21 protein-coding genes are annotated in these 25906 nt (G+C 70.7%); 14 read left to right on the top strand and 7 right to left on the bottom strand.

Annotated features, from left to right (window positions below; genetic code table 11):
* Positions 1–10 precede the first annotated feature (10 nt).
* The 5 genes from IF188_RS05280 to IF188_RS05260 all read left to right on the top strand — a co-directional run bounded on the left by IF188_RS05280 (position 11) and on the right by IF188_RS05260 (position 5681).
* Positions 11–487 carry a VOC family protein gene (locus tag IF188_RS05280; RefSeq protein ID WP_191170721.1) on the top strand — a complete coding sequence of 159 codons (477 nt, stop codon included), beginning with the start codon at positions 11–13 and terminating at the stop codon, positions 485–487.
* Positions 484–1626, top strand: a complete 1143-nt coding sequence (locus tag IF188_RS05275) for a PQQ-dependent sugar dehydrogenase (RefSeq protein WP_191170720.1) — start codon at positions 484–486, stop codon at positions 1624–1626. Before IF188_RS05280 ends, IF188_RS05275 begins: the two co-directional genes overlap by 4 nt.
* 40 nt (positions 1627–1666) lie before the next feature.
* Positions 1667–2752, top strand: coding sequence for a zinc-binding metallopeptidase family protein (locus IF188_RS05270; protein ID WP_191170719.1), 1086 nt, complete (start codon positions 1667–1669; stop codon positions 2750–2752).
* The gene (locus tag IF188_RS05265) at positions 2749–4419 is read left to right on the top strand and encodes an acyl-CoA dehydrogenase family protein (RefSeq protein WP_191170718.1); all 1671 of its coding nucleotides are present in this window, start codon (positions 2749–2751) and stop codon (positions 4417–4419) included. Before IF188_RS05270 ends, IF188_RS05265 begins: the two co-directional genes overlap by 4 nt.
* Before the next feature lie 68 nt (positions 4420–4487).
* Positions 4488–5681, top strand: a complete 1194-nt coding sequence (locus tag IF188_RS05260) for a glycoside hydrolase family 3 N-terminal domain-containing protein (RefSeq protein ID WP_318152789.1) — start codon at positions 4488–4490, stop codon at positions 5679–5681.
* 24 nt (positions 5682–5705) lie between these two features.
* Here the strand turns inward: IF188_RS05260 and IF188_RS05255 are convergent, their stop codons facing one another.
* Genes IF188_RS05255 through IF188_RS05240 form a run of 4 tightly spaced genes read right to left on the bottom strand, consistent with a single transcriptional unit; the run spans position 5706 to position 9110 of the window.
* The gene (locus tag IF188_RS05255) at positions 5706–6578 is read right to left on the bottom strand and encodes a 3-methyladenine DNA glycosylase (protein WP_191170717.1); all 873 of its coding nucleotides are present in this window, start codon (positions 6576–6578) and stop codon (positions 5706–5708) included.
* Positions 6579–6614: 36 nt separating this feature from the next.
* Positions 6615–7328: an SOS response-associated peptidase gene (locus IF188_RS05250; protein WP_191170716.1), complete on the bottom strand. Its 714-nt coding sequence runs from the start codon at positions 7326–7328 to the stop codon at positions 6615–6617.
* 40 nt (positions 7329–7368) lie between these two features.
* A complete protein-coding gene (locus IF188_RS05245; RefSeq protein WP_191170715.1) occupies positions 7369–8415 on the bottom strand; it encodes an App1 family protein in 1047 nt (348 codons plus the stop codon).
* Between the two features lie 5 nt (positions 8416–8420).
* Complete coding sequence (locus IF188_RS05240; protein WP_191170714.1) at positions 8421–9110, bottom strand: DedA family protein; 690 nt, start codon at positions 9108–9110, stop codon at positions 8421–8423.
* A 42-nt stretch (positions 9111–9152) separates the two neighbouring features.
* Here IF188_RS05240 and IF188_RS05235 point away from each other — a divergent pair, with 42 nt between their 5' ends.
* Complete coding sequence (locus tag IF188_RS05235; protein ID WP_191170713.1) at positions 9153–10460, top strand: anthranilate synthase component I family protein; 1308 nt, start codon at positions 9153–9155, stop codon at positions 10458–10460.
* Between the two features lie 101 nt (positions 10461–10561).
* Positions 10562–13138: a leucine--tRNA ligase gene (leuS, locus tag IF188_RS05230; RefSeq protein ID WP_191170712.1), complete on the top strand. Its 2577-nt coding sequence runs from the start codon at positions 10562–10564 to the stop codon at positions 13136–13138.
* A 70-nt stretch (positions 13139–13208) separates the two neighbouring features.
* Here the strand turns inward: leuS and IF188_RS05225 are convergent, their stop codons facing one another.
* The gene (locus IF188_RS05225; RefSeq protein WP_191170711.1) at positions 13209–15494 is read right to left on the bottom strand and encodes a carbohydrate-binding protein; all 2286 of its coding nucleotides are present in this window, start codon (positions 15492–15494) and stop codon (positions 13209–13211) included.
* Positions 15495–15641: 147 nt separating this feature from the next.
* On the opposite strand from IF188_RS05225, the gene IF188_RS05220 reads away from it, so the two are divergent.
* The 4 genes from IF188_RS05220 to holA all read left to right on the top strand — a co-directional run bounded on the left by IF188_RS05220 (position 15642) and on the right by holA (position 20873).
* Positions 15642–16718, top strand: coding sequence for a LacI family DNA-binding transcriptional regulator (locus tag IF188_RS05220; RefSeq protein WP_191170710.1), 1077 nt, complete (start codon positions 15642–15644; stop codon positions 16716–16718).
* Positions 16719–16887: 169 nt separating this feature from the next.
* The gene (locus IF188_RS05215) at positions 16888–17439 is read left to right on the top strand and encodes a helix-hairpin-helix domain-containing protein (RefSeq protein ID WP_191170766.1); all 552 of its coding nucleotides are present in this window, start codon (positions 16888–16890) and stop codon (positions 17437–17439) included.
* 1 nt (position 17440) lies between these two features.
* A complete protein-coding gene (locus IF188_RS05210) occupies positions 17441–19786 on the top strand; it encodes a ComEC/Rec2 family competence protein (RefSeq protein ID WP_318152788.1) in 2346 nt (781 codons plus the stop codon).
* A 49-nt stretch (positions 19787–19835) separates the two neighbouring features.
* Entirely contained in the window at positions 19836–20873 is a 1038-nt protein-coding gene (gene holA, locus IF188_RS05205; RefSeq protein WP_191170709.1) for a DNA polymerase III subunit delta, read from the top strand.
* Between the two features lie 82 nt (positions 20874–20955).
* On the opposite strand, the gene rpsT is transcribed toward holA, so the two are convergent.
* Both rpsT and IF188_RS05195 read right to left on the bottom strand, forming a co-directional pair.
* Positions 20956–21216 carry a 30S ribosomal protein S20 gene (gene rpsT / locus IF188_RS05200; RefSeq protein WP_018170963.1) on the bottom strand — a complete coding sequence of 87 codons (261 nt, stop codon included), beginning with the start codon at positions 21214–21216 and terminating at the stop codon, positions 20956–20958.
* A 116-nt stretch (positions 21217–21332) separates the two neighbouring features.
* The gene (locus IF188_RS05195; protein ID WP_191170708.1) at positions 21333–22076 is read right to left on the bottom strand and encodes an alpha/beta fold hydrolase; all 744 of its coding nucleotides are present in this window, start codon (positions 22074–22076) and stop codon (positions 21333–21335) included.
* A 63-nt stretch (positions 22077–22139) separates the two neighbouring features.
* Here IF188_RS05195 and lepA point away from each other — a divergent pair, with 63 nt between their 5' ends.
* Genes lepA through hemW form a run of 3 tightly spaced genes read left to right on the top strand, consistent with a single transcriptional unit; the run spans position 22140 to position 25882 of the window.
* Positions 22140–23990 (top strand): translation elongation factor 4, encoded by a 1851-nt coding sequence (lepA, locus tag IF188_RS05190; protein WP_191170707.1) that lies wholly within the window; start codon positions 22140–22142, stop codon positions 23988–23990.
* 10 nt (positions 23991–24000) lie between these two features.
* Positions 24001–24651, top strand: a complete 651-nt coding sequence (locus IF188_RS05185; protein ID WP_191170706.1) for a DUF1990 family protein — start codon at positions 24001–24003, stop codon at positions 24649–24651.
* A gap of 13 nt (positions 24652–24664) precedes the next feature.
* Positions 24665–25882, top strand: a complete 1218-nt coding sequence (gene hemW, locus IF188_RS05180; RefSeq protein WP_191170705.1) for a radical SAM family heme chaperone HemW — start codon at positions 24665–24667, stop codon at positions 25880–25882.
* Positions 25883–25906: the final 24 nt, after the last annotated feature.

The following is a 25906-nucleotide window of genomic DNA, read 5'->3' as shown; positions in this document are numbered from 1 at the left end:
GGTGGACGACATGACAGGCGTGACTCCCTTCCTCTGGTTCGACGACTCCGCCGAGGCCGCCGTCACGTTCTACACGTCGCTGATCCCCGACTCCGAGATCGTCGAGCTCGGCCGCTACCCCGATGAGGTGCCCGGCATGGGCGGCAAGGTCATGAACGTCCACTTCCGCCTGGGCGGCCGCGACTATTTCGGGATGGATGCGGGACCGCAGTTCCCGTTCACCGAGGCGGTGTCGCTGTACGTGTCATGTCGCGATCAGGCCGAGGTGGACCACTACTGGGACGCCCTCATCGCCGACGGCGGCGAGGAGCAGCCGTGCGGCTGGCTCAAGGACCGCTGGGGCCTGTCGTGGCAGATCATCCCCGATCGCCTGGTCGAGCTGATCCGCCACCCCGACCCCGAGATCGCTCACCGCGCCGTGCAGGCGATGCTGCGCATGCGCCGGATCGACCTGGCGACACTCGAGGCCGCTGTGGCCGACGGATGAGTCCCGACGTCCGGACGACGGCGATCGGATGCTGCATCCTGGCACTGCTCGCGGTCTCAGGGTGTGCGGCCCCGGCGCCGAGACCGGTTCCTCCGTCGGCGACCGCCTCCGTCGCTCCGTCTCCGTCCGGTACGGCGGAGACGGGGTTCTGGCGCGTCGACGACGACATCGCGACCCTGGCGTCCGGCTTGCGGTCGCCGTGGTCGGTCGTCCCGCTGGAAGGCGGCGGTGCCCTCATCTCCCAGCGCGACGACGGCGTCGTGCTGGAGCTCACGCCTGCGGGTGACCTGCGCACGGCGGGCGAGGTGGAGGGCGTCGTCTCCGGCGGAGAGTCGGGTCTGCACGGGCTCGCCCTGCTCGACGCGCCCGACGGACCGCTCCTCTACGCGTACTTCGGAGCAGCCGACGACAATCGTGTGGTGCGGATGCCGCTCGTCGGCGACCCCGGCGCGTTCCGGCTCGGAGACGCTGAAGTCCTGCTCGACGGCATCCCGAAAGCCGGCAATCACGACGGCGGACGTCTCGCGTTCGGGCCGGACGGGTTCCTCTACGTCACGACGGGGGATGCGGGCCGGCGTGAGACGGCTCAAGACCGTGATGCGCTGGGCGGCAAGATCCTGCGGCTGACACCTGACGGCGATGCTGCCCCGGGCAATCCCTGGGGCACCGCCGTATGGTCGATGGGCCACCGGAACGTGCAGGGCATCGCGTGGACCTCCGACGGCACGATGTGGGCGAGCGAGTTCGGGCAGAACACGTGGGACGAGCTCAACCGGATCGAGCCGGGCGCGAACTACGGCTGGCCGGTCGTGGAGGGGGTCGCGGGCCAGGCCGGCTATGCGGATCCCGTTGCCCAGTGGCCGACGAGCGAAGCGAGCCCCAGCGGCCTCGCCGCCGTCGGCGGGACGCTCTTCCTGGCAGGTCTGCGCGGCGAGCGACTGTGGCAGGTCGACACCGCCGACGGAGGGGTGGCAGGCGAGCCCGCCGCTGCGCTCACCGGCGAGTTCGGGCGCCTGCGCGACGTCGTCGCACTGCCTGACCGGTCGCTGTGGGTGCTGACGAACAACACCGACGGACGTGGCGATCCGGGCCCGCAGGACGATCTGCTGCTGCGCGTGCGCCTCGGACCGGCGTCCTGACGCGCGAGGCGGATGCGCGTCGGCACGCTACGGTGAGACCGTGAGCTCGCAGCCCCGCTGTCCGCATTGCCGCCACTTCGTCTACCTCGACACCCTGCGGTGTCCGAACTGCGAAGCCGAGATCGGCTATCACCTTCCCTCGCGCGAGTTCCAGGGGATCCGCCACGGTCAGACCGTCATCGACGGCGAGGTCTGGTACGCATGCTCGAACCGTGAGTGGGCCTGCAACTGGCTGGTGTGGGAGAACGCGCCCGCCGGACGCTGCTTCTCGTGCCGCCTCACGCGGCGACGCCCCGCCGCCGACGACACCGTGGCATTGGAGAAGCTCGCCAAGACCGAGGAGGCCAAGCGCCGGCTGCTGCTGCAGCTGGCCGATCTCGGACTCCCGATCGTCGGGTGGGACACCGAGCAGGGCGGGCTGGGCTTCGACCTGATCTCCAGCCTGTCGGACGGCAAACGCGTGACGATCGGGCACGCCAACGGGATCATCACGATCGATCTGGCCGAGAGTCTCGACGACCGTCGTGAAGCACTGCGTGTGAAGCTCGGCGAGCCCTACCGGACGATCCTCGGACACCTGCGTCACGAGGTGGGGCATTACTACCAGAATGTGCTGCTCACCGAGCCCGCATTGTGGGACCGCTGCCGGGAGCTGTTCGGCGACGAGCGCGCGAGCTACCGCGACGCCCTGCAGCGTCACTACAAGCTGGGCGCCCCTGCCGATTGGCACGAGTCCTTCATCTCGGAGTACGCGACGATGCACCCCTGGGAGGACTTCGCCGAGACCTTCGCGCATTATCTGCACATCACCGGGACGCTCCAGACGGCGGCGATCATCGGCATCCATCTCGACGCCTCCGTGACGAACCTCCGTGACACCGACGTCGTGCCCCTCGGCTCCTACGAGGACGCGCCCATCCAACGGCTCCTCACCGACTGGGAGTGGATGTCTCAGGGCTTCAACCGGATCAACCGGTCGATGGGCTTCGGCGATCTTTACCCGTTCACCATCGTGACGCCGGTGCGGCACAAGCTCGCGTTCATCCACGACATCGTGACGCGCGCGCCCCTCAGCCCGAGCGAGCAGTACGCGCTGGCCACCGCCGGGGACGTGGAGCGCGCATGAGCACCGGCGGCGCCGCCCCGCGCACTCCCGCCACCCATCGCGTCGAGAACCAGCCGCCATGGCGGGTCGACCTGGACGAGTACTCGGTGAACGCGCCGCTCGCGGAGGCGGTGCGCGCGTTCGGAGCGGCGTGGGCGGACGACGAGCTGCGCGAGACCGGCCGGCTCGTCGGCTCGGCCTCGTTCCAGAGCGACGCCGAGCGGGCGAACGTGCACAGCCCCGTCGCACGCGTCCACGATCGCTGGGGCAACCGCATCGACGAGGTGGAGTACGACCCGTCGTATCACCGGATCATCGGCGAGGCGGTCGCCCGCGGCGCCCACACCTCGGCGTGGGCCGATCCGCGCCCGGGCGCCGCCGTCGCCCGGGCAGCGACGTTCATGCTGTTCGCCCAGGTCGAGCCGGGCCATGCATGCCCCGTGTCGATGACGCACGCCGCGGTCGCCTCGATCGAGGGATCCCCGTGGATCGCCGACGAATGGATGCCGCGCCTGCTGTCGCGCGAGTACGACCCGCGTCTGCTCGGCCGGCACAAGCGCAGTGCGCTGGTGGGCATGGCGATGACCGAGAAGCAAGGCGGTTCGGACGTCCGCGCCGGAACGACGGTCGGCGAGGCGATGGGTGGGCACGCGTACGAGCTCACCGGACACAAGTGGTTCTGCTCGGCGCCGATGTCGGACGCATTCCTGGTGCTCGCCCAGACGCGCGACGGCGGCGTCGACGACGGCCTCACGTGCCTGTTCGTGCCCCGCGTCCTGCCGCACGAGGTGCGCAACGTGTTCCGCATCCAGCGGCTGAAAGACAAGGTGGGCAACCGCTCGAACGCGTCCTCCGAGGTCGAGTTCGACGGTACCGTCGGCTTCCTGCTGGGCGAACCGGGCCGCGGCGTGCGCACGATCATCGAGATGGTGCAGCGCACGCGCCTGGACTGCGTGCTGGGCACGGCCGCGGGCATGCGCCAGTCCGTGGCCGAGGCGGTGTGGCACGCACGCGGGCGTGCGGCGTTCGGCCGGCTGCTGGTGGATCAGCCGGCGATGACGTCGGTGCTGGCCGACCTCGCGCTCGAGTACGAGGCCGCGATGCTGACCGGGCTGCGGCTGGCGCAGCTCTTCGAGGCCGACGCCGCCGATCGCGACATAGCGCTGCGTCGCCTCGCCACACCGGTGTCGAAGTACTGGATCTGCAAGCGCGGCCCCCACCACGCGTACGAGGCGATGGAATGCCTGGGCGGCAACGGCTACACGGAGTCCTTCCCGCTCGGCCGCCGCTACCGGGAGCAACCCGTGATGGCGATCTGGGAGGGATCCGGCAACGTCATCGCGCTCGATGTGCTCCGGGCATTGACACGCGATCCCGACTCGGCCGCCGCCTTCGCGGACGAGCTGGCCAGCAGCGCCGGAGCATCCTCGCTCCTGGACTCCCACGTCGATCGCACACTGGCGCTTCTCCGGCGGCTGTCATCGGCTGACGCCGACGAGGCCGCCGCCCAGGCCCGCCGGCTCGCCGAGGGACTCGCGCTCGCGTTCCAGGCGTCGCTCATGCTCCGCCACGCGCCCACGCCCGATGCCGAGGCGTTCATCGGCGCACGACTCGGCGAAGACCGCGGCGCGCAGTACGGGGTGCTCCCCACCGGGACGGATGCCGCGGCGATCGTCGCCCGTCACTGAGGGTGGCACGACACCGCGCAGTGCAGACCTCGCGGGCGTCGCGGCGTCACGCGGCCTACCCTGAAGGAGTGAGGTCGTCGCGCCGGATGTGGCCGGGTGCTGCGGCGGCGCTGGCCGTCGCCGCGATCACGCTCGCCCTCGGCGCGCCTGCCGCGTCGGCGTCGCGCCCGGCAGGTGCCGTGGCACGACCTGCCACGGACGCAGCAGTCGAGGAAGACGCGCGCGAGCTCGTCCGTGCGATGAGCATTCGCGAGCAGGCGGCGAGCGTCGTCATGGGGCATGTGCCGACGACCGATCCCGCCGCGCTGCAGGCGTACATGCAGTCCACCGGCATCGGCGGGTTCCTCCTGATGGGCGCCAACATCCCCGGCGACGAGGCCTCGTTGCGCGCCGTCACGGCCGCGCTCACCGTCGATCCCGCACTTCCGCCGCTCCTCGCCGTCGACCAGGAGGGCGGCGACGTCTCACGCCTGCCCTGGGACGACTTCCCGTCCGCCCTGACCCTCAAGGGCGCGCCGCCGGAAGCGGTCGAGGACGCATTCGCCGGCCGCGCGGCGCTCGTGCGCCGTGCTGGTATCGGCGTCAACTTCGGGATCGTCGCCGACGAGACGGACGACCCGCGGTCGTTCATCTACCGCCGTGTGCTCGGCACCACGCCCGATGCGGCCGCCACGAGCGTCGCCGCCGCGGTCCGCGGTGAAAGCGATGTCGTCGCCTCGACGCTCAAGCACTTCCCGGGGCACGGGGTCACCGAGGCCGACTCCCACGCCACGATCCCGGCCACGTCGCTGCCCTTCGACCAGTGGCGGCAGACCGCCGCCGTGCCCTTCGCCGCGGGAATCGCCACAGACGCGCCCGTGCTCATGTTCGGGCATCTCGCCTACACGGCCGTCGATCCGGCGCCGGCGAGCCTGTCGCCCGAGTGGCATCGCATCGCCCGCGAGGACCTCGGCTTCACCGGCGTCTCGGTGACCGACGACCTGGGCATGCTGCAGGCATCAGGCGACCCGCAGTACGCCGATCCGTCCGTCAACGCGGTCGCGGCGCTCGCCGCGGGCAACGATCTCGTACTGACGGTCGTGTCGTCCACACCCGAGACCGCGCCGCGCATCGTGGACGCGGTGGTCGCCGCGGTCGAGACGGGCACGCTGCCCGCGGCGCGCCTCGAAGAGGCTGCGACCCGCGTCGCGGCCCTCCGTCTGCACCTCGCTGCGCAGGGGCAGGCGCTGCTGCCGTGCCCGGAGTGCACGCCCGCCGGCTGAGCGTCGCGAGGACCTGGCGGCGGCTCAGGCGTCGACGATCGCCAGCAGCCGCGAACGCAGCATCTGGCCGCGCACGGCGAAGCCGCGCTGCGCGCGCACGTAGGCGGCCTTGCCCACTGCGGTCTCGATGCGGACCGGCTCATAGCCCCAGTCCGCGAGGTCGTACGGCGAGGCCTTCATGTCGAGCTCGCGGATGTCGCGGGCGAGTTCGAACGCATCCAGCAACAGCTCTCCGGGCACGAGCGGACCGAGCTTGACCGCCCATTTGTACAGGTCCATCCCGGCGTGCAGGCAGCCCGGCTGCTCCAGCGCGGCCTGCTGCTGGCGCGTCGGCGTCTCTCGATTGCGCGGCACGGCGTCCGGTGTGAAGAACCGGAACGCGTCGAAGTGCGTGCAGCGCAGATCGTGCGCCTCGACGACGGCGTCGGTGCCGTCGCGACCCAGCCGCAGCGGGACGGGATGCCGGTGCTCGCGCTGCCGGTAGACCATGGCCCACTCGTGCAGACCGAAGCAGCCGAAGCCAGGCGCTCGGCCTGCCGTCGCGCGCACGATGCTCCCGATGTTCGCGATCAGCACGCGACGGTCATCGCGGAACGCGGCGCCGTCGACGACGAGTGAACCCGGCGTCGTGCCCGGTGCGTACCAGCGCCAGTCCGCGCGGGCGTCGGTCGCGGCATCCCGAAGCTCGATGTCCTCGCCCGGATGCCAGCGATGCAGGACGGCGGGCTTGTACGAGTAGTAGGTGAACAGGAAGTCCTCGACGGGGTGCGGCTCGTGCCGGGCGGCGCGTTCGCGATGCGCGCGCGTGAGCCCGTGCGCACGCGCGGTGTGCGCACGTTCGCGCTCGCGCCAGGTCTCGGCGGCGAGCACCGCCGGAGCCGGGCGAGCGATCGTCACCGTTCGAGGATACGCGGGGCGCGGGCACCCGCCCGGTCAGTCGTCGACGGGCTCGATCAGCTCGGGAGAATTGTTGCGGACGTTGCCGACCGCCTTGGAGACGACGTGGTCGTCGAGGGTCTCGGCGAGAGCCGGCGCCGCGTCGATCGCGGCGTCGAGCACGTCGCGCACGTTGTCTGTCGTGGGATCGAGCCACGCGTCCGCGTGATCAGGGTCGAGGAACAGCGGCATGCGGTCATGGATCGAGCCGAGGTGACCGATCGCGTCCCGCGTGAGGATCGTGAAGCTGAGCAGCCATCTCTCGGGGTCGTCGTCGCCCTTCGTCTTGTCGCGCCACCACTCGTACAGCCCGGCCAGGAACAGGGGCTCACCGTCTGCAGGGTGGATGTAGTGGGGCGTCTTGACGCCGTCGACCGTCTTCCACTCGTAGTAGCCCGACGTCGGCACCACCGCTCGCCGCTTCTCGAGCGCGCTGCGGAACATCGGCTTGTCTTCGAGCTCTTCGGCTCGCGCGTTGAAGGCACGGACGCCCACCTTGGTGTCCTTCGCCCACGAGGGCACGAGGCCCCAGCGCGCAGACTCCAGACGCCTCGTCGGCGGCTCGGTCTTGGCCGAATCGAGCACGATCGCCGCACGATCGGTAGGCGCGACGTTGTACGACGGTTCGGGCAGATCATCGCCCTCGACATCGACGCGCAGCACGCCGACGAGATCGGATCCGGCACTGGCCACCACGAAGCGTCCGCACATGCTGTCAGCCTACGCGCGGGGTCCGACGTCGGGCCGGTGGTCAGGGCTGAGCGGTGCGCACGACGCCGACGTCTTCGAGGCGCTCCAGCAGGCCCGCACCGTCGTTGTCGCTCACCCAGGGAACTTCGGCGGCGGCGTGGTCGTTCACCGCGGTGCGTCCGCCCGCCAGCACGGCCTCGGCGGGGGACAGCCGGCGGATGGCGACGGCGACCACCTGGGTCGGATGCTCGTCGGTGAACGTCGTGTAGATCGCGTCGTCGTGCTGGCCGTCGTCGCCGATGAGCAGCCAGCGCACCTGCGGGAACTCCTGCGCGAGCCGTCGCAGATTGGAGAGCTTGTGCGCCCTGCCGCTGCGGAACCAGCGGTCGTGCGTGGGTCCCCAGTCGGTCAGCAGCATCGCCCCCGGCGGGAAGACGTGACGACCGAGGAACCGCATGAGCGTCGGCGCGATGTTCCAGGCGCCGGTCGAGAGGTAGATGAGCGGCGCGCCGGGGTTCTCGCGCACCACGCGCTCCATGAGCACCGCCATGCCGGGAACGGGCTGACGCGCGTGCTCGTCGACGACGAACGAGTTCCACGCCGCCAGGAGCGGGCGGGGGAGAGCGGTCACCATGACCGTGTCGTCGACGTCGGACACGACGCCGAAGCGGACCTCGGGCGACACGATGAAGGCGCGCGTCTCGACGGGGTCTCCGCCCTCGACCGACATCGTGAACGTCTGCCAGCCGGGCTCGAGCTGCGCGGGGATGCGGGTGTCGATCACCCCGCCGCGGTCGGCGACGACCTCATGCGCGACCCCGCCGATCGTCACCGTGACCTGCGCGTACCCGATGGGCACGGCCACGAAGCTGCGCCAGCCGCGGACACTGGCGTACTCGCCTTCGCCCACCGGCTTGACCGGCGGCACGATCATCACGCGGCCGAGGACGCGCACCCAGTCGGGGGCGCCGTACCCGGGGAAGGGCAGAACCGTGGGGGTCTGGCCGCGACGGCGGGCGCGGCGTTCGCGCCACGCGTGGAACCGGTACTCCAGACGAGCGAGCCACAGGACTTTGGCGCGCGCGGAAGACGTGTCGGTTTCGGGCATCGCCCTCAGTCTTTCACGTCCGGCCCCGCGGCTTCGGCCGCACCGTCCGTCGAGGCGTCGTGCTCGAGGTGCTTGCGCTCGCTGCGCTCGATGATCTTCTTCGCGACGAACACGAGCAGCAGGAACGCCACGATCACCGCGACGAAGATGTAGCCGGCGTAGTGCAGCTGGTCCGCGAGCTCGCGGTAGGTGCCGGCCGCCGCGGCGGCCACCGAGATGTAGAGGGTGGACCAGATCACGCATGCCGGGATCGTCCAGGCGAGGAACCGGCGGTACGAATAGCCACTCATGCCGACCGTGAGAGGCACCAGCGAGTGCAGCACCGGCAGGAATCGGGAGAGGAAGATGGCAGGGCCCCCGCGTCTCTGCAGGTATCGCTCCGACCGCTGCCAGTGTTCCTCGCCGATGCGGCGCCCGAGGCGGGAATGACGGATGCGCGGGCCGAGGACCCGGCCCAGCCAGAACCCGATGCTCTCGCCGGCGATCGCGCCCGCGACCACCGCCACACCGAGGAGGATGCCCTCGATCGGCGTCGACACGGCCGTCGCGGCCACGATGACCACGGTGTCGCCCGGGATCACGAGGCCGATCAGCACACTCGTCTCGAGCATGATCGCGACGCCGGCGAGGATCGTCCTGACCAGTGGGTCGACGCTCTGCACGGCGTCGAGGAGCCACGTCAGGAACTCGTTCACGGCACGAGCCTAGAGGCCTTGCCGTCCCTCTAACCTGGGAACATGTCGGAGGCTCTCGTCGCGGTCGGCCTGCCCGGGTGGACCGATCCGGCAGACGTGTTCGCCGCGCTCTTCGCCGATGCGCCGCACGTGTTCTGGCTGGATGCCGGACCGCACGCCGCGGCGGGGCACAGCTGGATGGGGACCGGGGTGCCCGACGATCCGGAGCGCGTGCGTGCGACCGCGGCGGCACCGCGGGTGGGCGCGCGCTTCGGCAGCGGCTGGGTCGGATGGGCGGGCTACGACGACGCCGCGGCCGGCGCGGGAGCCGCGGCACCGTTCGGCGACACAGAGGCCCCCTCCCAGCTGTGGCTGCGCGCGGACCAGGTCGTCGCGTTCGATCACGCTGCTCGTCGGGTCACCGTCCACGCCGCGCCTGAGCCCGCGGCGGCTCTCGCCGCGGCGATCGCCGGCGTGACCGCATCCGTCCGCCCCTCACTCGCCCCGCAGACGGCCGATCTCGGAAACGCGCGCGCGCGGCACACGCCCCACGAGTACGCGGCGCTCATCGAGAGCTGCCGCGCATCCATCCGCGACGGTGACGCGTATCAGCTGTGCCTGACGACGCGCTTCGGGGTCGAGGCATCCGTCGACGCGGTCGCCGTCTACGCGCGGCTGCGCGGCGCGACGCCCGCTCATCACGGAGGGTTCATCCGCTCCGGCGAGGTGGCGCTGCTGAGCGCGAGTCCCGAGCAGTTCCTCGAGGTGACCGGCGAGCCGGACGGGCCGGTCGTGCGCACGCGCCCCATCAAGGGGACGAGGCCGCGCGGAGCGGATGCCGCCGCCGACGCCGCCCTCGCCGCCGAGCTGCGCGCGAACGAGAAGGAGCGCGCCGAGAACGTCATGATCGTCGACCTCATGCGCAACGACCTCTCGCGCGTGTGCGCGGCCGGGACGGTCGGCGTGGACGCACTGCTCGAGGTGGAGACGTATCCGGCGGTGCACCAGCTCGTGAGCACGGTCTCTGGACGACTCCTGCCGCGCACCACGGTGGGCGAGCTGCTGGACGCGACCTTCCCCGCCGGATCGATGACCGGCGCACCGAAGCTCTCGGCGATGACGATCCTCCATCGGCTCGAGCGGGCGCCCCGCGGCGTGTTCGCCGGCTGCTTCGGCTGGGTGGGCGACGACGGCGCCCTCGACCTCGCGATGGTGATCCGCTCGATCGTCGTGCACCCGTCCGGTGCGTACGTCGGCGCAGGAGGAGGCATCACGTGGCGATCGGATGCCGCGGCCGAGGTCGCCGAGGTCGGCCTCAAGGCCCGCGGGCCGCTCGCCGCGCTCGGCGCGACGCTTCCGCCGGGCTGGTGACCCGACCGGTCCGCTAACCTGGAAGATGCGCTGGCCGGCGCGTTCTGCGTCGTGCCCGCCTTCAGGCCTCCCAGGATTGGTACTTCTCCGTGAGTCAGACCATGTCTACCGACACCACGTCGCCCGCCGATGGCTACGACGCGTACGCCGTCCAGCAGAAGTGGCAGGCGCGCTGGGCCGAGGCCGACCCGTTCCGCGCGGGCGGCAAGGACGACACGCGCCCGCGCAAGTACGTGCTCGGCATGTTCCCCTACCCCTCCGGCGACCTGCACATGGGGCACGCCGAGAACTACGCCTACGTCGACGTCGTCGCACGATTCTGGCGTCACCGCGGCTACAACGTCCTCAACCCGATCGGGTGGGACTCGTTCGGGCTCCCGGCCGAGAACGCGGCGATCAAGGGCGGCGCCGGCTCCGACCCTCGCGAGTGGACCTACGCGAACATCGAGCAGCACAAGAAGAGCTTCCGCGAGTACGGCTCCTCGTACGACTGGTCGCGCATCCTGCACACCAGCGACCCCGAGTACTACCGCTGGAACCAGTGGCTGTTCCAGCGCCTCTACGAGCGCGGCCTGGCGTATCGCAAGGCGAGCCCCGTCAACTGGTGCCCGAACGATCAGACCGTGCTCGCGAACGAGCAGGTCGTCGACGGCCACTGCGAGCGGTGCGGCGCCGAAGTGGTCAAGAAGAACCTGACGCAGTGGTACTTCAAGATCACCGATTACGCCGACCGGCTGCTCGACGACCTGAACCAGCTCGAGGGCTTCTGGCCGCAGAAGGTGCTGCGCATGCAGCGTAACTGGATCGGCCGCTCGATCGGGGCCGACATCGACTTCGAGATCGAGGGCCGTGCCGAGAAGGTGACCGTCTTCTCGACGCGCCCCGACACGCTGCACGGCGCGACGTTCATGGTCGTGGCCCCCGACAGCGACCTGGCCGCGGAGCTGGCCGCCGGCTCGACGGCCGAGGTGCGCATGCGCTTCCAGGACTACCTCGAGACCGTGCAGCGTGAGAGCGACATCGAGCGCCAGTCCACCGATCGCCCGAAGACGGGCGTGTTCCTCGACCGCTTCGCGATCAACCCGGTGAACGGCGACCGCCTGCCGATCTGGGCGGCCGATTACGTGCTCGCCGACTACGGGCACGGCGCCGTCATGGCGGTGCCGGCGCACGATCAGCGCGACCTGGACTTCGCCCGCGCGTTCGACCTGCCTGTGAAGGTGGTCGTCGACACGACGGCATCCATCACCGGCGCGATCCCGGTGATCGAGCTCGACGACGAGGGCGTGCCGCTCGATCCCGGTCCTTCCGAGGCCCTGGCCGACGTGGACCCGGCCAGGACCGGCATCGCGCTGACCGGCGAGGGCCGCCTGATCAACTCCGGCGCCCTCGACGGACTGTCCAAGCGCAACGCGATCGCGCGCATGATCGAGCAGCTCGAGGCGGCCGGCACGGGCCGCGCTGCGAAGTCGTACCGCCTGCGGGACTGGCTGATCTCGCGTCAGCGCTTCTGGGGCACGCCGATCCCGATGATCCACACGCAGGACGGTCGCATCGTCCCCGTGCCCGACGACCAGCTGCCGCTGGAGCTGCCCGACGCCCGAGGGCTGGACCTGAAGCCCAAGGGCACGTCGCCGCTGGGCGGCGCGACCGAGTGGATGCAGACCGTCGACCCCGAGACCGGCGAGCCCGCGCTGCGCGATCCCGACACGATGGACACGTTCGTCGACAGCTCGTGGTACTTCCTGCGCTTCCTCGCGCCGAACGACCCGACGCAGGCCTTCCCGTCGGCCGAAGCCGACCGCTGGGCGCCCGTCGACTCTTACATCGGCGGCGTCGAGCACGCGATCCTCCACCTGCTGTACGCGCGCTTCATCACGAAGGTCCTGTTCGACATGGGGCTCATCGACTTCACCGAGCCGTTCTCGAGCCTCATCAACCAGGGCATGGTGCTGCTGGGCGGGTCGAAGATGTCGAAGTCGAAGGGCAACCTGGTCGAGTTCGCGTCGAGCATGGTCGACCCCGGCGCCGACGCCTCGCGCGTCGCGATGGTGTTCGCCGGACCCGTCGAGGACGACATCAACTGGGAGGACGTGTCGACGACCGGCGCCCAGAAGTTCCTCGCCCGCGCCTGGCGCGTCGCGAACGACGTCTCGAGCGCGCCCGACGTGGTGTGGGCCGACGGCGACGAGGCGCTGCGCCGCGTGACGCACCGTCTGCTCGCCGATGCCCCCGGACTGGTCGAGCAGACGAAGTTCAACGTGGTCGTCGCCCGCCTCATGGAGCTCGTCAACGCCACCCGCAAGGTGATCGACTCGGGCGCCGGCCCCGCCGACCCCGCCGTGCGCGAGGCTGCGGAAGTCACCGCTATGGTCCTCGACCTGTTCGCCCCGCACACCGCGGAGGAGATGTGGGAGATCCTCGGCTATGAGGGCTTCGTGGGCCTGGTGCCGTGGCGCACCGCCGACCCGACGCTGCTGGTCGAGGAGCGCGTGACGGCCGTCGTGCAGGTCGACGGCAAGGTGCGCGGCACGCTGCAGGTGTCGGCCCGCATCGACGCCGCCGAGCTCGAGCGTCTCGCGCGCGCCGACGAGAAGGTCGTGCGATCGCTCGGCGACCGCGAGATCGTGCGTGCCGTCGTGCGTCCGCCCAAGGTCGTGAGTTTCTCGACGAAGTGATGCGCTGAACCGAGGGATGCCGTACCCGCACCTCGCGGGTACGGCATCCCTCGTTCTGCCGTCGGCTGGCTCACTCCGCGGGCGTCAGCACCAGGTAGTCCAGATTGAAGCCGGACGTGACAGCAAGGAGTGCGACCGTCTGCACACCCGCTCCGAGGGTGACCGTGGTGCGGGTGGGCACGAATGACGCCCAGCCGCCGGTGACCGGCACCGACACGCTGCCGAGCGTGGTGCCGGCCGCATCCGTCAGGGCGACCGCGTCGGCGATCGCCGCACCGCCGCCGTTCGCGACGCCGACCTCGAGGCTGTAGGTGCCCGCCACCGGGACGTCGATCAGGAAGCTCAGCGTGTTGCCCGTCGCGATCCAGCCGACATTCCGGCCGCCGGATGCCGATGCGTTGCTCTCGACCATCTGCGCCCCGTCGGCCCAGCCGGTCTGGGTGACGAAGTCCTCCGCCTCCAGTCGCGTGCCGATCGGGACCGGCGCCGGCTCCACGACGAGCGCGAGCGACACCGTCGCGGATTCGATGCCGTCCGTCACCGTGAAGGTCGGTGTGAAAAGGCCCGCTTTGGACGGCGTGATCGTCACCACGCCCGTCTGGGCGTCGACCGAGACGCCGTCGGGCAGTTCGGTGCCGTAGTACAGGAGCCGATCGCCGTCGCGGTCCGAGGCCTGGAGGCGGACCGTCGCGGTGGAGTTCTGCGCCACCGACAGGTCGCCGAGCGGCGCCAGGGTCGGGGCGCTGTCGTGACCGTTCGGCGTCTTGCCGCGCCACTGGAACGTCGCGACGCTCGCCGCGGGGATCTCGGCGGTGAAGCTCTGCCCGGTCAGCGCGAAGCGCACCGTGGTCGCGGCGCCGGTGTTCTGGACGATCGCGGTGAAGACGTCCTTGTCGTCGCGGAACACGGCGGTGTCGAGGTCGCCCGGCGAGCTGGACTGCACGCGGACGTCATCGGTGTCGAGGTAGCGTGCGATCTGCCCGAACCCGCTGATCTCCGTCTCGCGGTACGTCGCGGTGCCGGTGTCGATGTGCGCGGTGACGAGCCGGTTCTTCCACTTCGACGTTCGTGCGACCTCGTCCCAGTCGACGTTGTTGTCGCGCTTGTCGGTCCAGTGCAGCGTGCCGCCGTCCTGGTCGGTGATCTGCGCCCACATGACGTACGAGTCGACGTTGAGGTGCAGGTAGTCCAGGACCGTCGACAGCGAGACATCGCTGGTCTCGGTCATGTGCACCGGCAGCCCGGTCTCGCGGTTGGCGTCACGCATCACTGACGGGCTGCCCCAGTACGGGTGGAAGGCGATGCCGTCCGCCGCGTCGAGCACCTGAGCACCGGTGATGGACCCGTCGGCCGCGTCTTCGAAGACGCGGTAGTAGTTCTTGGTCTCGGTGCTGTTCGGATCGCGCCAGTCCCAGAAGTTGAAGTCGTGCATCCACAGCTCGGTCGAGAGCTCTGCCGCGGAGAACTCGCGCTTGATCGCGAGTGCGAGCTTCTGCTGCTGAGGGATCGAGATGTCCATCGCGGGGTACACGACGTCCATGCCCGGCTCGTTCAGCAGCGTGATGGCATCGATGGGGATGCCCTGCGCGCCGTATGCCTGGATGAACTTGACGTAGTAGCGGGCGAAGACGTCGATGGCGTCGTCCCGCAGCCGGCTCGCCTGTACGAAGCCCGATCCGTTCGGGTTGGGCTCGACAAAGCCCGTGAACGTGTTCGACGTCGTCATCCAGGCAGGAGCGCTCCACGCCGACCCGAAGAACCGCGCGTCGGGGTTGTACTCCTGGATGAGCTTGATGGTCTCGACGATGTGCAGGTCGATGTCGCGCTGGATCGAGAAGTGTTCGAGACCGAAGTCCTCGGTCACGCCTGCAGGCAGATCGTCGTACGACCAGAACGGAAGGTGGGCGATGAGGTCAGGGCTTCCGATGGGAATGCGGAACAGGTCCATGCCCGCCCCGTCGGTCGGGCTGACGAGATGCTCGATGACCGAGCGGCGCTCGGCCTCGGACAGCTGGAACAGGTTCGCCACGGCGGTCTCGTCGATCGAGATGCCGATCCCGCGATATCGCTGGAACGACTGCGACGTGTCGACGACGATCGTCTCGTCGACCGGCGACGGTGAGGCATCCTTCCCGTTCTTCTTGGTCTTCTCGACGACGGCGGCGGGCAGCGGCTGCCACTGCACGGAGCCGTCGGTGAGAGACGAGTACGTCCCGGTCGCGAGGTGGGGCGGCGGCGCCGCGGCTGCGACGGAGGACGTCGTGGGCGCCAGCAGGAGTGCGCCGGCGACCGCCGCGCACGCGGACAGCGATCCTGCTCGCAGTCGACGCCGACGGGACGATGTGGGGAATGGCATGTCGGTCCTTTCGCGGAACGGCGACGTTCCGCCTGAAACAGAATGAAACAGCGCCTCGGCGATGAGGCCCAGGCACGGTGGCATCGAGCGTGGGCTATCGTCAAGGGCTGACAGTTTTGTTTCCCAAGTTTCAAAGACGGTGATCCGATGGGGCGTCCCCGCTCGAGTACGCCGACGGTGCGCATGATCGCCGAGCACGCCGGTGTCTCGCCGGCCACCGTGTCGCGCGTCATCAACGGCGCCCGCTCGGTCTCGCCCGAGGTCGCCTCGCTCGTGCGCGCGGCGATCGACGCTCTCGGCGGCACCGGGCCCACCCCACGGACGCGGGATCCGCGCCCGATCGCAGACCGCGTGGTCTTCGTCCGGTGCCCCTACGTCCTGACGGACTACTTCGGCTTCATCGTGTCGGGGATCGCCGAGGAGCTGCGAGGGAGCGGCTGGCGAGTCGAATTGGATGCCGGCAACACCGCCCAGAGCGGGCATCCGCTCTTCGCCCTGACGCAGCGACCGGAGGTGGCGGGGGCGATCACGGTGCTGCCGACCGAATCCCCGGCGGAACTCGCGCACGTCGCCGCGCGCATGCCCCTCGTGGTCGTCGATCCTCGGGAACGGCTGCCGGCCGGGATCGCCACGATCGGTGTCAATCACGCCGCGGCGTCCCGGGAACTGGCCGAGCATCTGGTCGCCCTCGGGCATCGCCGCATCGGGGTCATCGTCGGGCCGCGCGAGTGGAGCGTGTCGACGGCGCGGCGCGCCGGCGTCCGTGCCGCACTCGCCGACGTCGGCATCCTCCACGAGGACGCGCTCGTACGCTCGATCGACCCCACGTTCGAGCGCGGTGTCGCGGCGGCTCAGGAACTGCTCTCCGCGCCCGATCCGCCGACCGCACTGATGTGCTTCAACGACAAGGTGGCCACCGGCGCACTGCGCGCGGCATCCGACCTCGGGCTGCGTGTGCCGAAGGACCTGTCGCTCACCGGTTTCGACGACCTCGATGTCGGCCACGTGACGCAGCCGCGCCTCACGACGGTGCGTCAGCCCCTCGACGAGATGGGCCGACTCGCGGTCCTGCTGCTGTCCACCCTCATCGACGGCCGCATGCCACGGACCCCCACCGTCGAACTGTCGACGCAGGTGCTGCTGCGCGAGAGCACCGGATCGGCTCCACGACGGCGGACGACTCCCACCCGCGGCGGCCCGGAGGAGGCGACCGCGCGGGAGTGACCCCCAGCGAGCGTCCTCCACAGCGCCCGCACCGACTGAGGTGTCCACAGAAGCGGGTTCTGCGGACAGCCGGCGGCGTCCAGCCGCCTAGCGTGGCGACGTGACACGCGGTGAGCACCCGGCCAGCCCGGACGAGGGGGATGCCGCATCCCCTCGCCGACGGCTCGGCATCGGCGCTGTCGTGGTCCTGGTGATCGCCGCGCTCGTCGTCACGGTCGGCATCGGCATCGTGCGCGGTGCGGTGACACCCACCGACGAGGTCGTGGTGGAGCCCACTGCGACGGGGGTGACGGCCCGCACGGCGGACCTCTACGTGCACGTGTCGGGTGCCGTGCGGACCCCGGGACTCTATGTGCTGCCGGCCGGCTCCCGTGTGGTCGACGCGATCGCGGCCGCGGGCGGGTTCGCCGAGGATGCGGATCGAGACGCCGTGAACCTCGCCCGCGCCGTCCAGGACGGCGAGCAGCTTCCCGTCCCGCGTCTCGGCGAGACGGCGGCCGCTCCGGGTGGCGCGCCCGTGGCCTCCGACGGCCGCGTCAACCTCAACACGGCAGACGCATCGCAGCTGGAGGAGCTGCCCCGCATCGGCCCGGCCCTTGCCGAGCGCATCATCGCGTGGCGCGACGACAACGGCCGCTTCACGAGCGTGGAGGACCTGCTGGCGGTGCCCGGCATCGGCGACAAGATGCTCGAGTCGCTCCGCGACCTGGTGACGGTGTGACGTGCGGCGCTCCCGAGGGCTGCGGCTGGTTCCCGTCGCCGCGGCGGCATGGGTCATCGCGGCGGTCGCGATCCACCTGCCGTCCACGGCGGCCGGACTCGCGGTGGCGCTGTGGATCGCGGTCGCGCTGGCGATCGGCGTCACGTTCGCGATAGGCCGACGAGGGATGCCGCACCGCGGCGTGGCCGCTCCACTGCTCGTCCTCGTGCTGTCGCTGGCGGCCGCCGCCGCTTCGGCATCGCATGTCGCGCTGGCGCAGCCTGCGCGCACCCAGGTCTCCGCACAGGCGCTGGACGGCGGCCGCGCGGTCGACGTGGACGCGACCGTCGTGGGCAAGGTGGAACGACGGGCCGACGGATCGTTGGCGTTCGACGCTCACGCGACGCTGTTCACGACCGGGCGCGCTGCGCAGGACGCCGGCGTCGAGATCGTGGTGCGGGTCGACGCGCACGATGTGGATCGACCAGACGCACTCGACGTCGGCTCCCGCATCGTCGCGCGGGGCACGGCGCGGCCCGCGCACGCGGGGGAACGGGCGGTCCTCACGGTCTGGGCGTCGCGCGGCGTCGACGTGATGAGCGCACCGACGGGCGCCGCCGCGGCGACGGCGGCACTGCGCCAGGGCCTCGTGCGGGCGGTCTCGGGCCTGCCGGGCGCAGGCGCCGGTCTCGTGCCCGGCCTCGCCGTGGGCGACACGTCGGCGGTGACACCCGAGCTCGACGCGGCCATGAAAGCCTCGTCGCTCTCGCATCTCACCGCCGTCTCAGGCGCCAACTGCGCGCTCGTCGTGGGGATCGCCTTCGCCGTCGCCGCGCTCCTGGGCGCCTCACGTGCCGGGCGCGTGTGTGTCGGGATGGCGGTGCTCGTCGGGTTCGTCGTGCTGGTGACACCGGAGCCGAGCGTGATCCGCGCCGCCGTCATGGCGGCCATCGCGATGCTCGCGGTGCTGCAGGGACGCACGGCTGCGGGCACGGCGGTCCTCGCCCTGTCGGTGGCGGTGCTGCTCATCACCGACCCCTGGCTGGCGGCATCCCTCGGCTTCGCTCTGTCGGTGGCCGCCACCGGCGCCCTCCTGCTGTTCGCGCGACCGCTCGCGAGCGGCCTCGGGCGCGTCATGCCGCGCGCCCTGGCGCTCGCACTTTCGATCCCGCTCGCCGCTCAGCTCGCGTGCGGACCCCTGCTTGTGCTGATCGAGCCGACGATCCCGCTGTACGGGGTGCTCGCCAATCTGCTGGCCGAACCGGCGGCCCCCGCCGCGACCGTCCTCGGGCTCGCTGCGTGCCTCGCCCTGCCGTTCCCGTGGCTGCAGTCAGGACTCGCCGCGCTCGCGTGGCTGCCGGCATCGTGGATCGCTGCGACCGCGCACACGGTCTCGACACTGCCGGCCGAGGCACTGCCGTGGCTCGAGGGCTGGCCAGGCGCCGTCGCGCTCGCGGTCGTCGGCGCTGCCGTGGGCGCGGCGATCGTGCTCCCTCGCCGAGGTGGCCGGTGGCGTCGCCGCGCACGCACGATGTCGATCGTGCTCGTGGCCGTACTCGCGGGCGTCGGGCTCGGATCGAGTGCGCTCTCGTCGGTCGCCGGCCGGTGGACGCTGCCGTCGCAGTGGAGCGTCCTCGCGTGCGACGTAGGACAGGGCGATGCCGTCCTGCTGCGCTCTGCCGGCATGGTGGCGCTCGTCGACACCGGCCCTGATCCGGCACCGCTGGCGGCGTGCCTCGACCGTGTCGGTGTGGCGAGGATCGACCTGCTCGTCCTGACCCACTCGGATCTCGATCACATCGGCGGTGTGGCCGCGGTGCTCGGACGCGTGGGCCTGGTGCTGCACGGTCCCGGCGACGCGCCCGGCAACGCCGCCGTGCGCACGCTCACGTCTGCCGGCGCGAGCGAGGCGACGGCGTCCACGGGCATGTCGGGGGCGCTCGGCGACGCGCGCTGGCGCGTGCTCTGGCCGCGGCCGGACGATCGCGCCTTCCCCGCCGGCAACGACGCGAGCGTCGTCATCGACGTGCGGGGAGGCGGCATCCCGCCGACGCTGCTGCTCGGGGACCTCTCCGCATCGCCGCAGCGCGCGCTGACCGCCGCCGGCGGCCTCGACCCGCCGTACGCGATCGTCAAGGTCGCCCACCACGGGAGCGCGGATCAGGACGCCGGGCTGTACGTCGCCGCGCGGCCTGGCGTCGCGCTGGTGACGGTGGGCACGGGCAACGACTACGGGCATCCGCGTGACGAGACTCTCGCGATGCTCGCCGATGTCAGGGCGCACATCGTGCGCACTGACCAGGAGGGCATCATCGCGCTGTGGAGCGGCGACCCGGGCGTGGTCGTGTGGCGTGAGCGCGGGGGCTGACGAGCCGATGACGAGCGGCCGATGTCGCCGGCCTCGGTAGGCTGGGTGCATGGCATCATCCGCGCGTCGACCCGCCGCCAAGGCTCCGCGCAGCGCCATCCCGCAGCTGTCATGGCGCGCGCCGCAGCCTGCACCGGTGGTGCTGGTGTCGGGCCCTGAAGAGGTGTGCGCGGAGCGCGCCATCGCCGGAGTGCGCGACTATCTGCGCGCTGAGGACCCGACTCTCGAGGTCACCGACCTGCGTGCCGACGACTACGCCGCCGGCACGCTGCTGTCGGTCACGTCGCCGTCGCTGTTCGGTGAGCCGCGCCTCGTGCGGGTCAGCGGCGTCGAGAAGTGCTCCGACACCTTCCTCGCCGAGGCGGTGTCGTACCTCGCCGCGCCGCAGGACGGCGCGACCGTGGTCCTCCGCCACACCGGCGCGAGCGTCCGCGGCAAGAAGCTGCTCGACGCCATCCGCGCCGGCCAGGGGTCAGGCGTCGAGATCGCCTGCCCCGCGATCAAGCGCGACTCCGACCGGTACGACTTCGCCGCGGGGGAGTTCCAGGCCGCCAAGAAGCGCATCGCCCCGCCGGCACTGCGTGCGCTGGTGTCGGCTTTCAGCGACGATCTGACCGAACTCGCCGCCGCCTGCCAGCAGCTGATCGCCGACGTCCCGGGCGACATCACCGAGCAGGTCGTCGAGCGCTACTACGGCGGCCGTGTCGAGACCTCGGCGTTCACCGTCGCCGACACCGCCATCGCCGGCCGCTACGGCGAGGCGCTCATCGCGCTGCGCCATGCGCTGGCCTCCGGCGCCGACCCGGTGCCCCTCGTCGCCGCCGTCGCCATGAAGCTCCGGTCGATGGCACGCGTCGCCGGCACCAGGGAATCGTCGGCCGCACTCGCGGCCCGGCTGGGGATGAAGGACTGGCAGATCGACCGCGCGCGTCGTGATCTCGTCGGCTGGAACGAAGAGAGCCTCGGCCGTGCGATCCAGGCGACGGCGCGCGCGGATGCCGAGGTCAAGGGCGGCTCGCGCGACGCGGTGTTCGCGCTCGAGCGCATGATCACCGTGATCGCCACCCGCGCACCGTACGGCGCCTGAGCGGTATCGCACACCGGCCGCATGCGAAAGGCCCGCCCCTTGCGGGACGGGCCTTTTCACGCTCGTGTGAACCGGAGCTGCGTCAGAGCGCGGCGACCTGCTTCGCGATCGCCGACTTGCGGTTCGCGGCCTGGTTCTGGTGGATGACGCCCTTGCTGACGGCCTTGTCGAGCTTCTTCGACGCGGTCTTCAGCGCCTTCTCGGCGGCAGCCTTGTCACCCGAGGCGATGGCCTCGCGGGTGCGGCGCACCTCGGTCTTCAGCTCGCTCTTGACGGCCTTGTTGCGCTCGCGAGCCTTCTCGTTGGTCTTGTTGCGCTTGATCTGCGACTTGATGTTCGCCACGTGTCGACGTTCTTTCGTTCGGAGGTGAATCGGTTTGAATATGCCGTTCGGCGAGAGAGGGCGCCTCGCGGCGGTCGTGAGGGACGAACCCACACGCAAGCCAAACAAGGATTCTATCAGGTCTCCAACGGGTCCTGAGCCTGTCGAAGGGCGAGCGTCGTGAGCGCCAGGCCCAGCAGGGCATTGAAGACGCGGGGCCGCATGGCCGTGACGAGGTGGCTCGTGCGCGGAACGACGATGAGCTCGGCGTCCTTCGCGACCTTGAGGAACAGCTTCTCGTTGACGCGCAGCTGATCGAACTGCCCGTTGATGAACCACAGCGGCACGTCGATGCGGTGCAGCGCCGCCAGCAGGTCGAGCACCGACAGGCTCCGCAGCGCGACGTCCTGCGTGTCGAAGGCGTAGCCGCCGGCACCGAAGTCCGCCCGCGTCTCGACGGGCAGGGTGCGATCGAGCACCTGATCCGCCAGCCACATGCCGCGATCGGGCAGTGCATCGAACCCGCGAGCGAGCATGCGATAGGTGGCCAGTCCGACGCCGCGCGGGATGGCGGTGCAGGACGCGGCGATGAACCCGGCGACGGGCGGGCGGTCCTCGCCGCCCACGTACTCGATGCACAGCAACCCGCCCATGGAGTGCCCGGCGAGCAGGACGGGGCCCCGGGTGGCGGCATCCCTCACCGCTTCGTCGATCGTCGCGAACGCGGCGTCCAGCGTGAACGTCTCGGCCATGCGCGATCCGTGCCCGGGCAGGTCGACCGCGACGACCGGGTTGCCCCGCGCGCGCAGGTACTCCACCTGCGCGCGCCACATGGTCGCGGACGTCCGGATCCCGTGCACGAGCACGACCTGAACCGTCATGCACACAGGCTAGCCACCGCACACGCGGGCTCCTGGCTGCGGCACCCGTAGAATCGTCTGGACATGTCACCGCGCGCCCTGAAGCCTCTCGAGCCGTCTGCGACCCCTCCTGAGCTGATCCGCAATTTCTGCATCATCGCCCACATCGACCACGGCAAGTCCACGCTGGCCGACCGCATGCTGCAGATCACCGGCGTGGTCGCGGAGCGCGACATGCGCGCTCAGTACCTCGACCGCATGGACATCGAGCGTGAGCGCGGCATCACGATCAAGTCGCAGGCCGTGCGCATGCCGTGGTCGACCTCGGACGGGACCTTCGCCCTCAACATGATCGACACGCCCGGACACGTGGACTTCACGTACGAGGTGAGCCGGTCGCTCGCGGCGTGCGAGGGCGCGATCCTGCTCGTCGACGCCGCACAGGGCATCGAAGCGCAGACGCTCGCGAACCTCTACCTGGCGCTCGAGAACGATCTGCACATCATCCCGGTGCTCAACAAGATCGACCTGCCCGCGGCCGACCCCGACAAGTTCGCGGCCGAGCTCGCCGGCCTCATCGGCGGATCGCCCGACGACGTGCTGCGCGTGTCGGGCAAGACCGGCATGGGCGTCGAGGACCTGCTGGACCGCATCGTCGAGCAGATCCCTGCCCCGACCGGCAACGCCGATGCCCCCGCGCGCGCCATGATCTTCGACTCGGTCTACGACTCGTACCGGGGTGTGGTGACGTACGTCCGCATGGTCGACGGCAAGCTCGAACCGCGCGAGCGCATCCAGATGATGTCGACGAAGGCGACGCACGACCTGCTCGAGATCGGCGTGTCGAGCCCCGAGCCGATCCCCACCAAGGGCCTCGGCGTCGGCGAGGTCGGCTATCTGATCACCGGTGTGAAGGACGTCCGCCAGTCCAAGGTCGGCGACACCGTGACCAATGCGCGCAAGCCCGCCACCGACGCCCTCGCCGGTTACACCGACCCGAAGCCGATGGTGTTCTCGGGCATCTACCCGATCGACGGCAGCGATTACGGCGATCTGCGCGAGGCGCTCGACAAGCTGAAGCTCTCGGACGCGTCGCTGCAGTACGAGCCCGAGACCTCGGTCGCGCTGGGCTTCGGCTTCCGCTGCGGCTTCCTGGGACTCCTGCACCTCGAGATCATCACCGAGCGACTGTCGCGCGAGTTCGACCTCGACCTCATCACCACCGCACCGTCGGTGGTCTACGAGGTCACGACGGACACCGGCGAGCACGTGACCGTCACGAATCCCAGCGAGTATCCCGACGGCCGCGTGGCCTCGGTGTCCGAGCCCATGGTCAAGGCTGCGATCCTGCTGCCCAAGGACTATGTCGGCACCGTCATGGAGCTGTGCCAGTCGCGGCGCGGCCAGCTGCTGGGCATGGAGTACTTCAGCGAGGAGCGCGTGGAACTGCGCTACAACATGCCCCTGGGTGAGATCGTGTTCGACTTCTTCGATCAGCTCAAGTCGCGCACCCAGGGCTACGCGAGCCTGGACTACGAGCCCTCGGGCAGCCAGGAGTCGGACCTCGTGAAGGTCGACATCCTGCTGCAGGGCGACAAGGTCGACGCGTTCAGCTCGATCGTGCACCGCGAGAAGGCGTACGCGTACGGCACGATGATGACCGAACGCCTGCGCAAGCTCATCCCGCGTCAGCAGTTCGAGGTCCCGATCCAGGCGGCGATCGGCGCCCGCATCATCGCGCGTGAGAACATCCGCGCCATGCGCAAGGACGTCCTCGCCAAGTGCTACGGCGGTGACATCACGCGCAAGCGCAAGCTGCTGGAGAAGCAGAAGGAAGGCAAGAAGCGCATGAAGATGGTCGGACGCGTGGAGGTTCCGCAGGAGGCGTTCATCGCCGCCCTGTCGGGCGACGTCGAAGGGAAAGCCTCCAAGTAGGCTGGTCCGCATGCGTCGAGGAACCTTCCGTGACGACACCGTCGACTACGCCGCCGTCGGGGCGACGCAGGCGCCGGATCTGATGCAGTATCCGCCGGAGCGCAGCATCCCGGCGGAGGAGTCGTGGCGCATCGGCAGCGGCGAGACGCGCTTCCGCGCCGCCTCCGAGGCGCTGATGTCGTGGACGGCGCAGCGCGGCGCCGGCCTCGTCGTCAAGGACGTGCGCCCGGCATCCGGCCCGATGTACTCGGGGGTGAGCTTCGACGCCGACGGCAACCCGATCGCGCCGAGCCGCTCCGAGGCCGAGCAGCGCTTCGACGCGGACGGCACGCCGTTCGTGAGCGCGGGCGCCACCGTCCGTCTCGACGGCCGCGTGAGCGGCCTGAAGGCGGATGCCGAGCTGCGAGTGATCTTCGCCCTCGAAGAGGCGCGACGCGTGGGGTTCGCCCTCGGCACCGTGAGCGACTCGGTCGTCAGCGGCGAGGAGTCGTTCATGCTCGAGTGGTACGACAACGACGAGGTGTGGTTCACGGTGCGCGCCTTCGACGCGCCGCACGCCTTCCTGTACAAGCTGCTCCCCGGCCTCACCAAGCGGCGCCGCCGCGAGCTGTTCACGCGCTACCTGCGCGCGATCTCGCCGCTGTACACCACGCCCGCGTGAGCGCGGGACGCTGATGGGCTCCGCACTGCCGCTCGGGGATCCGATGCCGACGGACGGACGCCTGCCCGACGGCATCCACGTCGATCCCGCCGCGCCCTTCAGCGTCTACCTGCACGTGCCGTTCTGCCGGGTGCGCTGCGGGTACTGCGACTTCAACACGTACACGTCGTCCGAGCTGCGGGGCGCGCGTCAGGATCAGTACGCCGACACCCTTCTGCAAGAGGTCGGTCTGGCGACCACGGTGCTCGCCGGCGCGGGAGGGCTGCGCCCCGCCACGACCGTGTTCTTCGGCGGCGGCACGCCGACGCTGCTGCCGCCCGGCGATCTCGCCCGCATGCTCGACGGCGTGCGCGAGGCGTTCGGGCTGGTGCAGGGCGCCGAGGTGACCGTCGAGGCCAATCCCGACACGGTCTCTCCGGCGGTGGCGGCCGACCTCGCGGCGGCGGGCGTCACCCGGCTGTCCATCGGCATGCAGTCCGCCGTGCCGCACGTCCTGGCCGCGCTGGATCGCACCCACGACCCTGAGAACGTGCGCTCGGCCGTCGCCGCCGCGCGCGGGGCCGGCCTCGATGTCAGCGTCGACCTCATCTACGGCGCCCCGGGGGAATCGCCGGCCGATTGGCGAGCCTCGCTCGAGGCGGCGATCGCCCTGGAACCGGACCACATCTCGGCATACGCGCTGATCATCGAAGAGGGCACGAAGCTCGCGCGCCAGATCCGACGTGGCGAGGTGCCCGCGCCGGACGACGACCTGCAGGCCGACATGTATGAGCTGGCCGACGAGCTGCTCGCCGCCGCGGGGTTCGACTGGTACGAGGTGTCGAACTGGGCGCGGGGCGAGAGCCACCGCTCCCGGCACAACCTCGCGTACTGGACGGGTGCGGACTGGTGGGGCTTCGGCCCCGGTGCGCACAGCCACGTGGCCGGCGTGCGGTTCTGGAACGTCAAGCATCCCGCCGCGTATGCGCAGCGGCTCGCGTCGGGGGAGTCGCCCGGTGCCGGACGAGAGATCCCGGATGCCTCGGCCCGAGCTCTGGAGGGCGTGCTGCTGCGCACGCGCATCCGCGAGGGACTCGAGGTCTCCGAGCTGCTGGGCGAAGGCAGGCACGCCGTCGCCGGTCTCATCGCGGACGGTCTGATCGAAGGCGGCGACGCCGTGCGGGGCCGCATCGTGCTGACCCGACGCGGCCGGCTGCTGGCGGATGCCGTCGTCCGCGCGCTCACGGACTGACCGGACACCTCACGCCCGGCATTG

Source organism: Microbacterium helvum (genome assembly GCF_014779795.1).
Classification (GTDB): Bacteria; Actinomycetota; Actinomycetes; order Actinomycetales; family Microbacteriaceae; genus Microbacterium; species Microbacterium helvum.
The sequence above is the reverse complement of the archived record's forward strand: the minus strand, read 5'-3'. Positions and strand labels throughout refer to the sequence as shown.

Coding starts and splice junctions, on each gene's coding strand:
- leuS (WP_191170712.1), top strand. CDS start 10,562: ATGTCTACCGACACCACGTCGCCCGCCGATGGCTACGACGCGTACGCC.
- holA (WP_191170709.1), top strand. CDS start 19,836: ATGGCATCATCCGCGCGTCGACCCGCCGCCAAGGCTCCGCGCAGCGCC.
- IF188_RS05225 (WP_191170711.1), bottom strand. CDS start 15,494: ATGCCATTCCCCACATCGTCCCGTCGGCGTCGACTGCGAGCAGGATCG.
- lepA (WP_191170707.1), top strand. CDS start 22,140: ATGTCACCGCGCGCCCTGAAGCCTCTCGAGCCGTCTGCGACCCCTCCT.
- IF188_RS05185 (WP_191170706.1), top strand. CDS start 24,001: ATGCGTCGAGGAACCTTCCGTGACGACACCGTCGACTACGCCGCCGTC.
- IF188_RS05275 (WP_191170720.1), top strand. CDS start 484: ATGAGTCCCGACGTCCGGACGACGGCGATCGGATGCTGCATCCTGGCA.
- IF188_RS05195 (WP_191170708.1), bottom strand. CDS start 22,076: ATGACGGTTCAGGTCGTGCTCGTGCACGGGATCCGGACGTCCGCGACC.
- IF188_RS05265 (WP_191170718.1), top strand. CDS start 2,749: ATGAGCACCGGCGGCGCCGCCCCGCGCACTCCCGCCACCCATCGCGTC.
- IF188_RS05280 (WP_191170721.1), top strand. CDS start 11: ATGACAGGCGTGACTCCCTTCCTCTGGTTCGACGACTCCGCCGAGGCC.
- IF188_RS05245 (WP_191170715.1), bottom strand. CDS start 8,415: ATGCCCGAAACCGACACGTCTTCCGCGCGCGCCAAAGTCCTGTGGCTC.
- IF188_RS05235 (WP_191170713.1), top strand. CDS start 9,153: ATGTCGGAGGCTCTCGTCGCGGTCGGCCTGCCCGGGTGGACCGATCCG.
- hemW (WP_191170705.1), top strand. CDS start 24,665: ATGGGCTCCGCACTGCCGCTCGGGGATCCGATGCCGACGGACGGACGC.
- IF188_RS05250 (WP_191170716.1), bottom strand. CDS start 7,328: ATGTGCGGACGCTTCGTGGTGGCCAGTGCCGGATCCGATCTCGTCGGC.
- IF188_RS05220 (WP_191170710.1), top strand. CDS start 15,642: ATGGGGCGTCCCCGCTCGAGTACGCCGACGGTGCGCATGATCGCCGAG.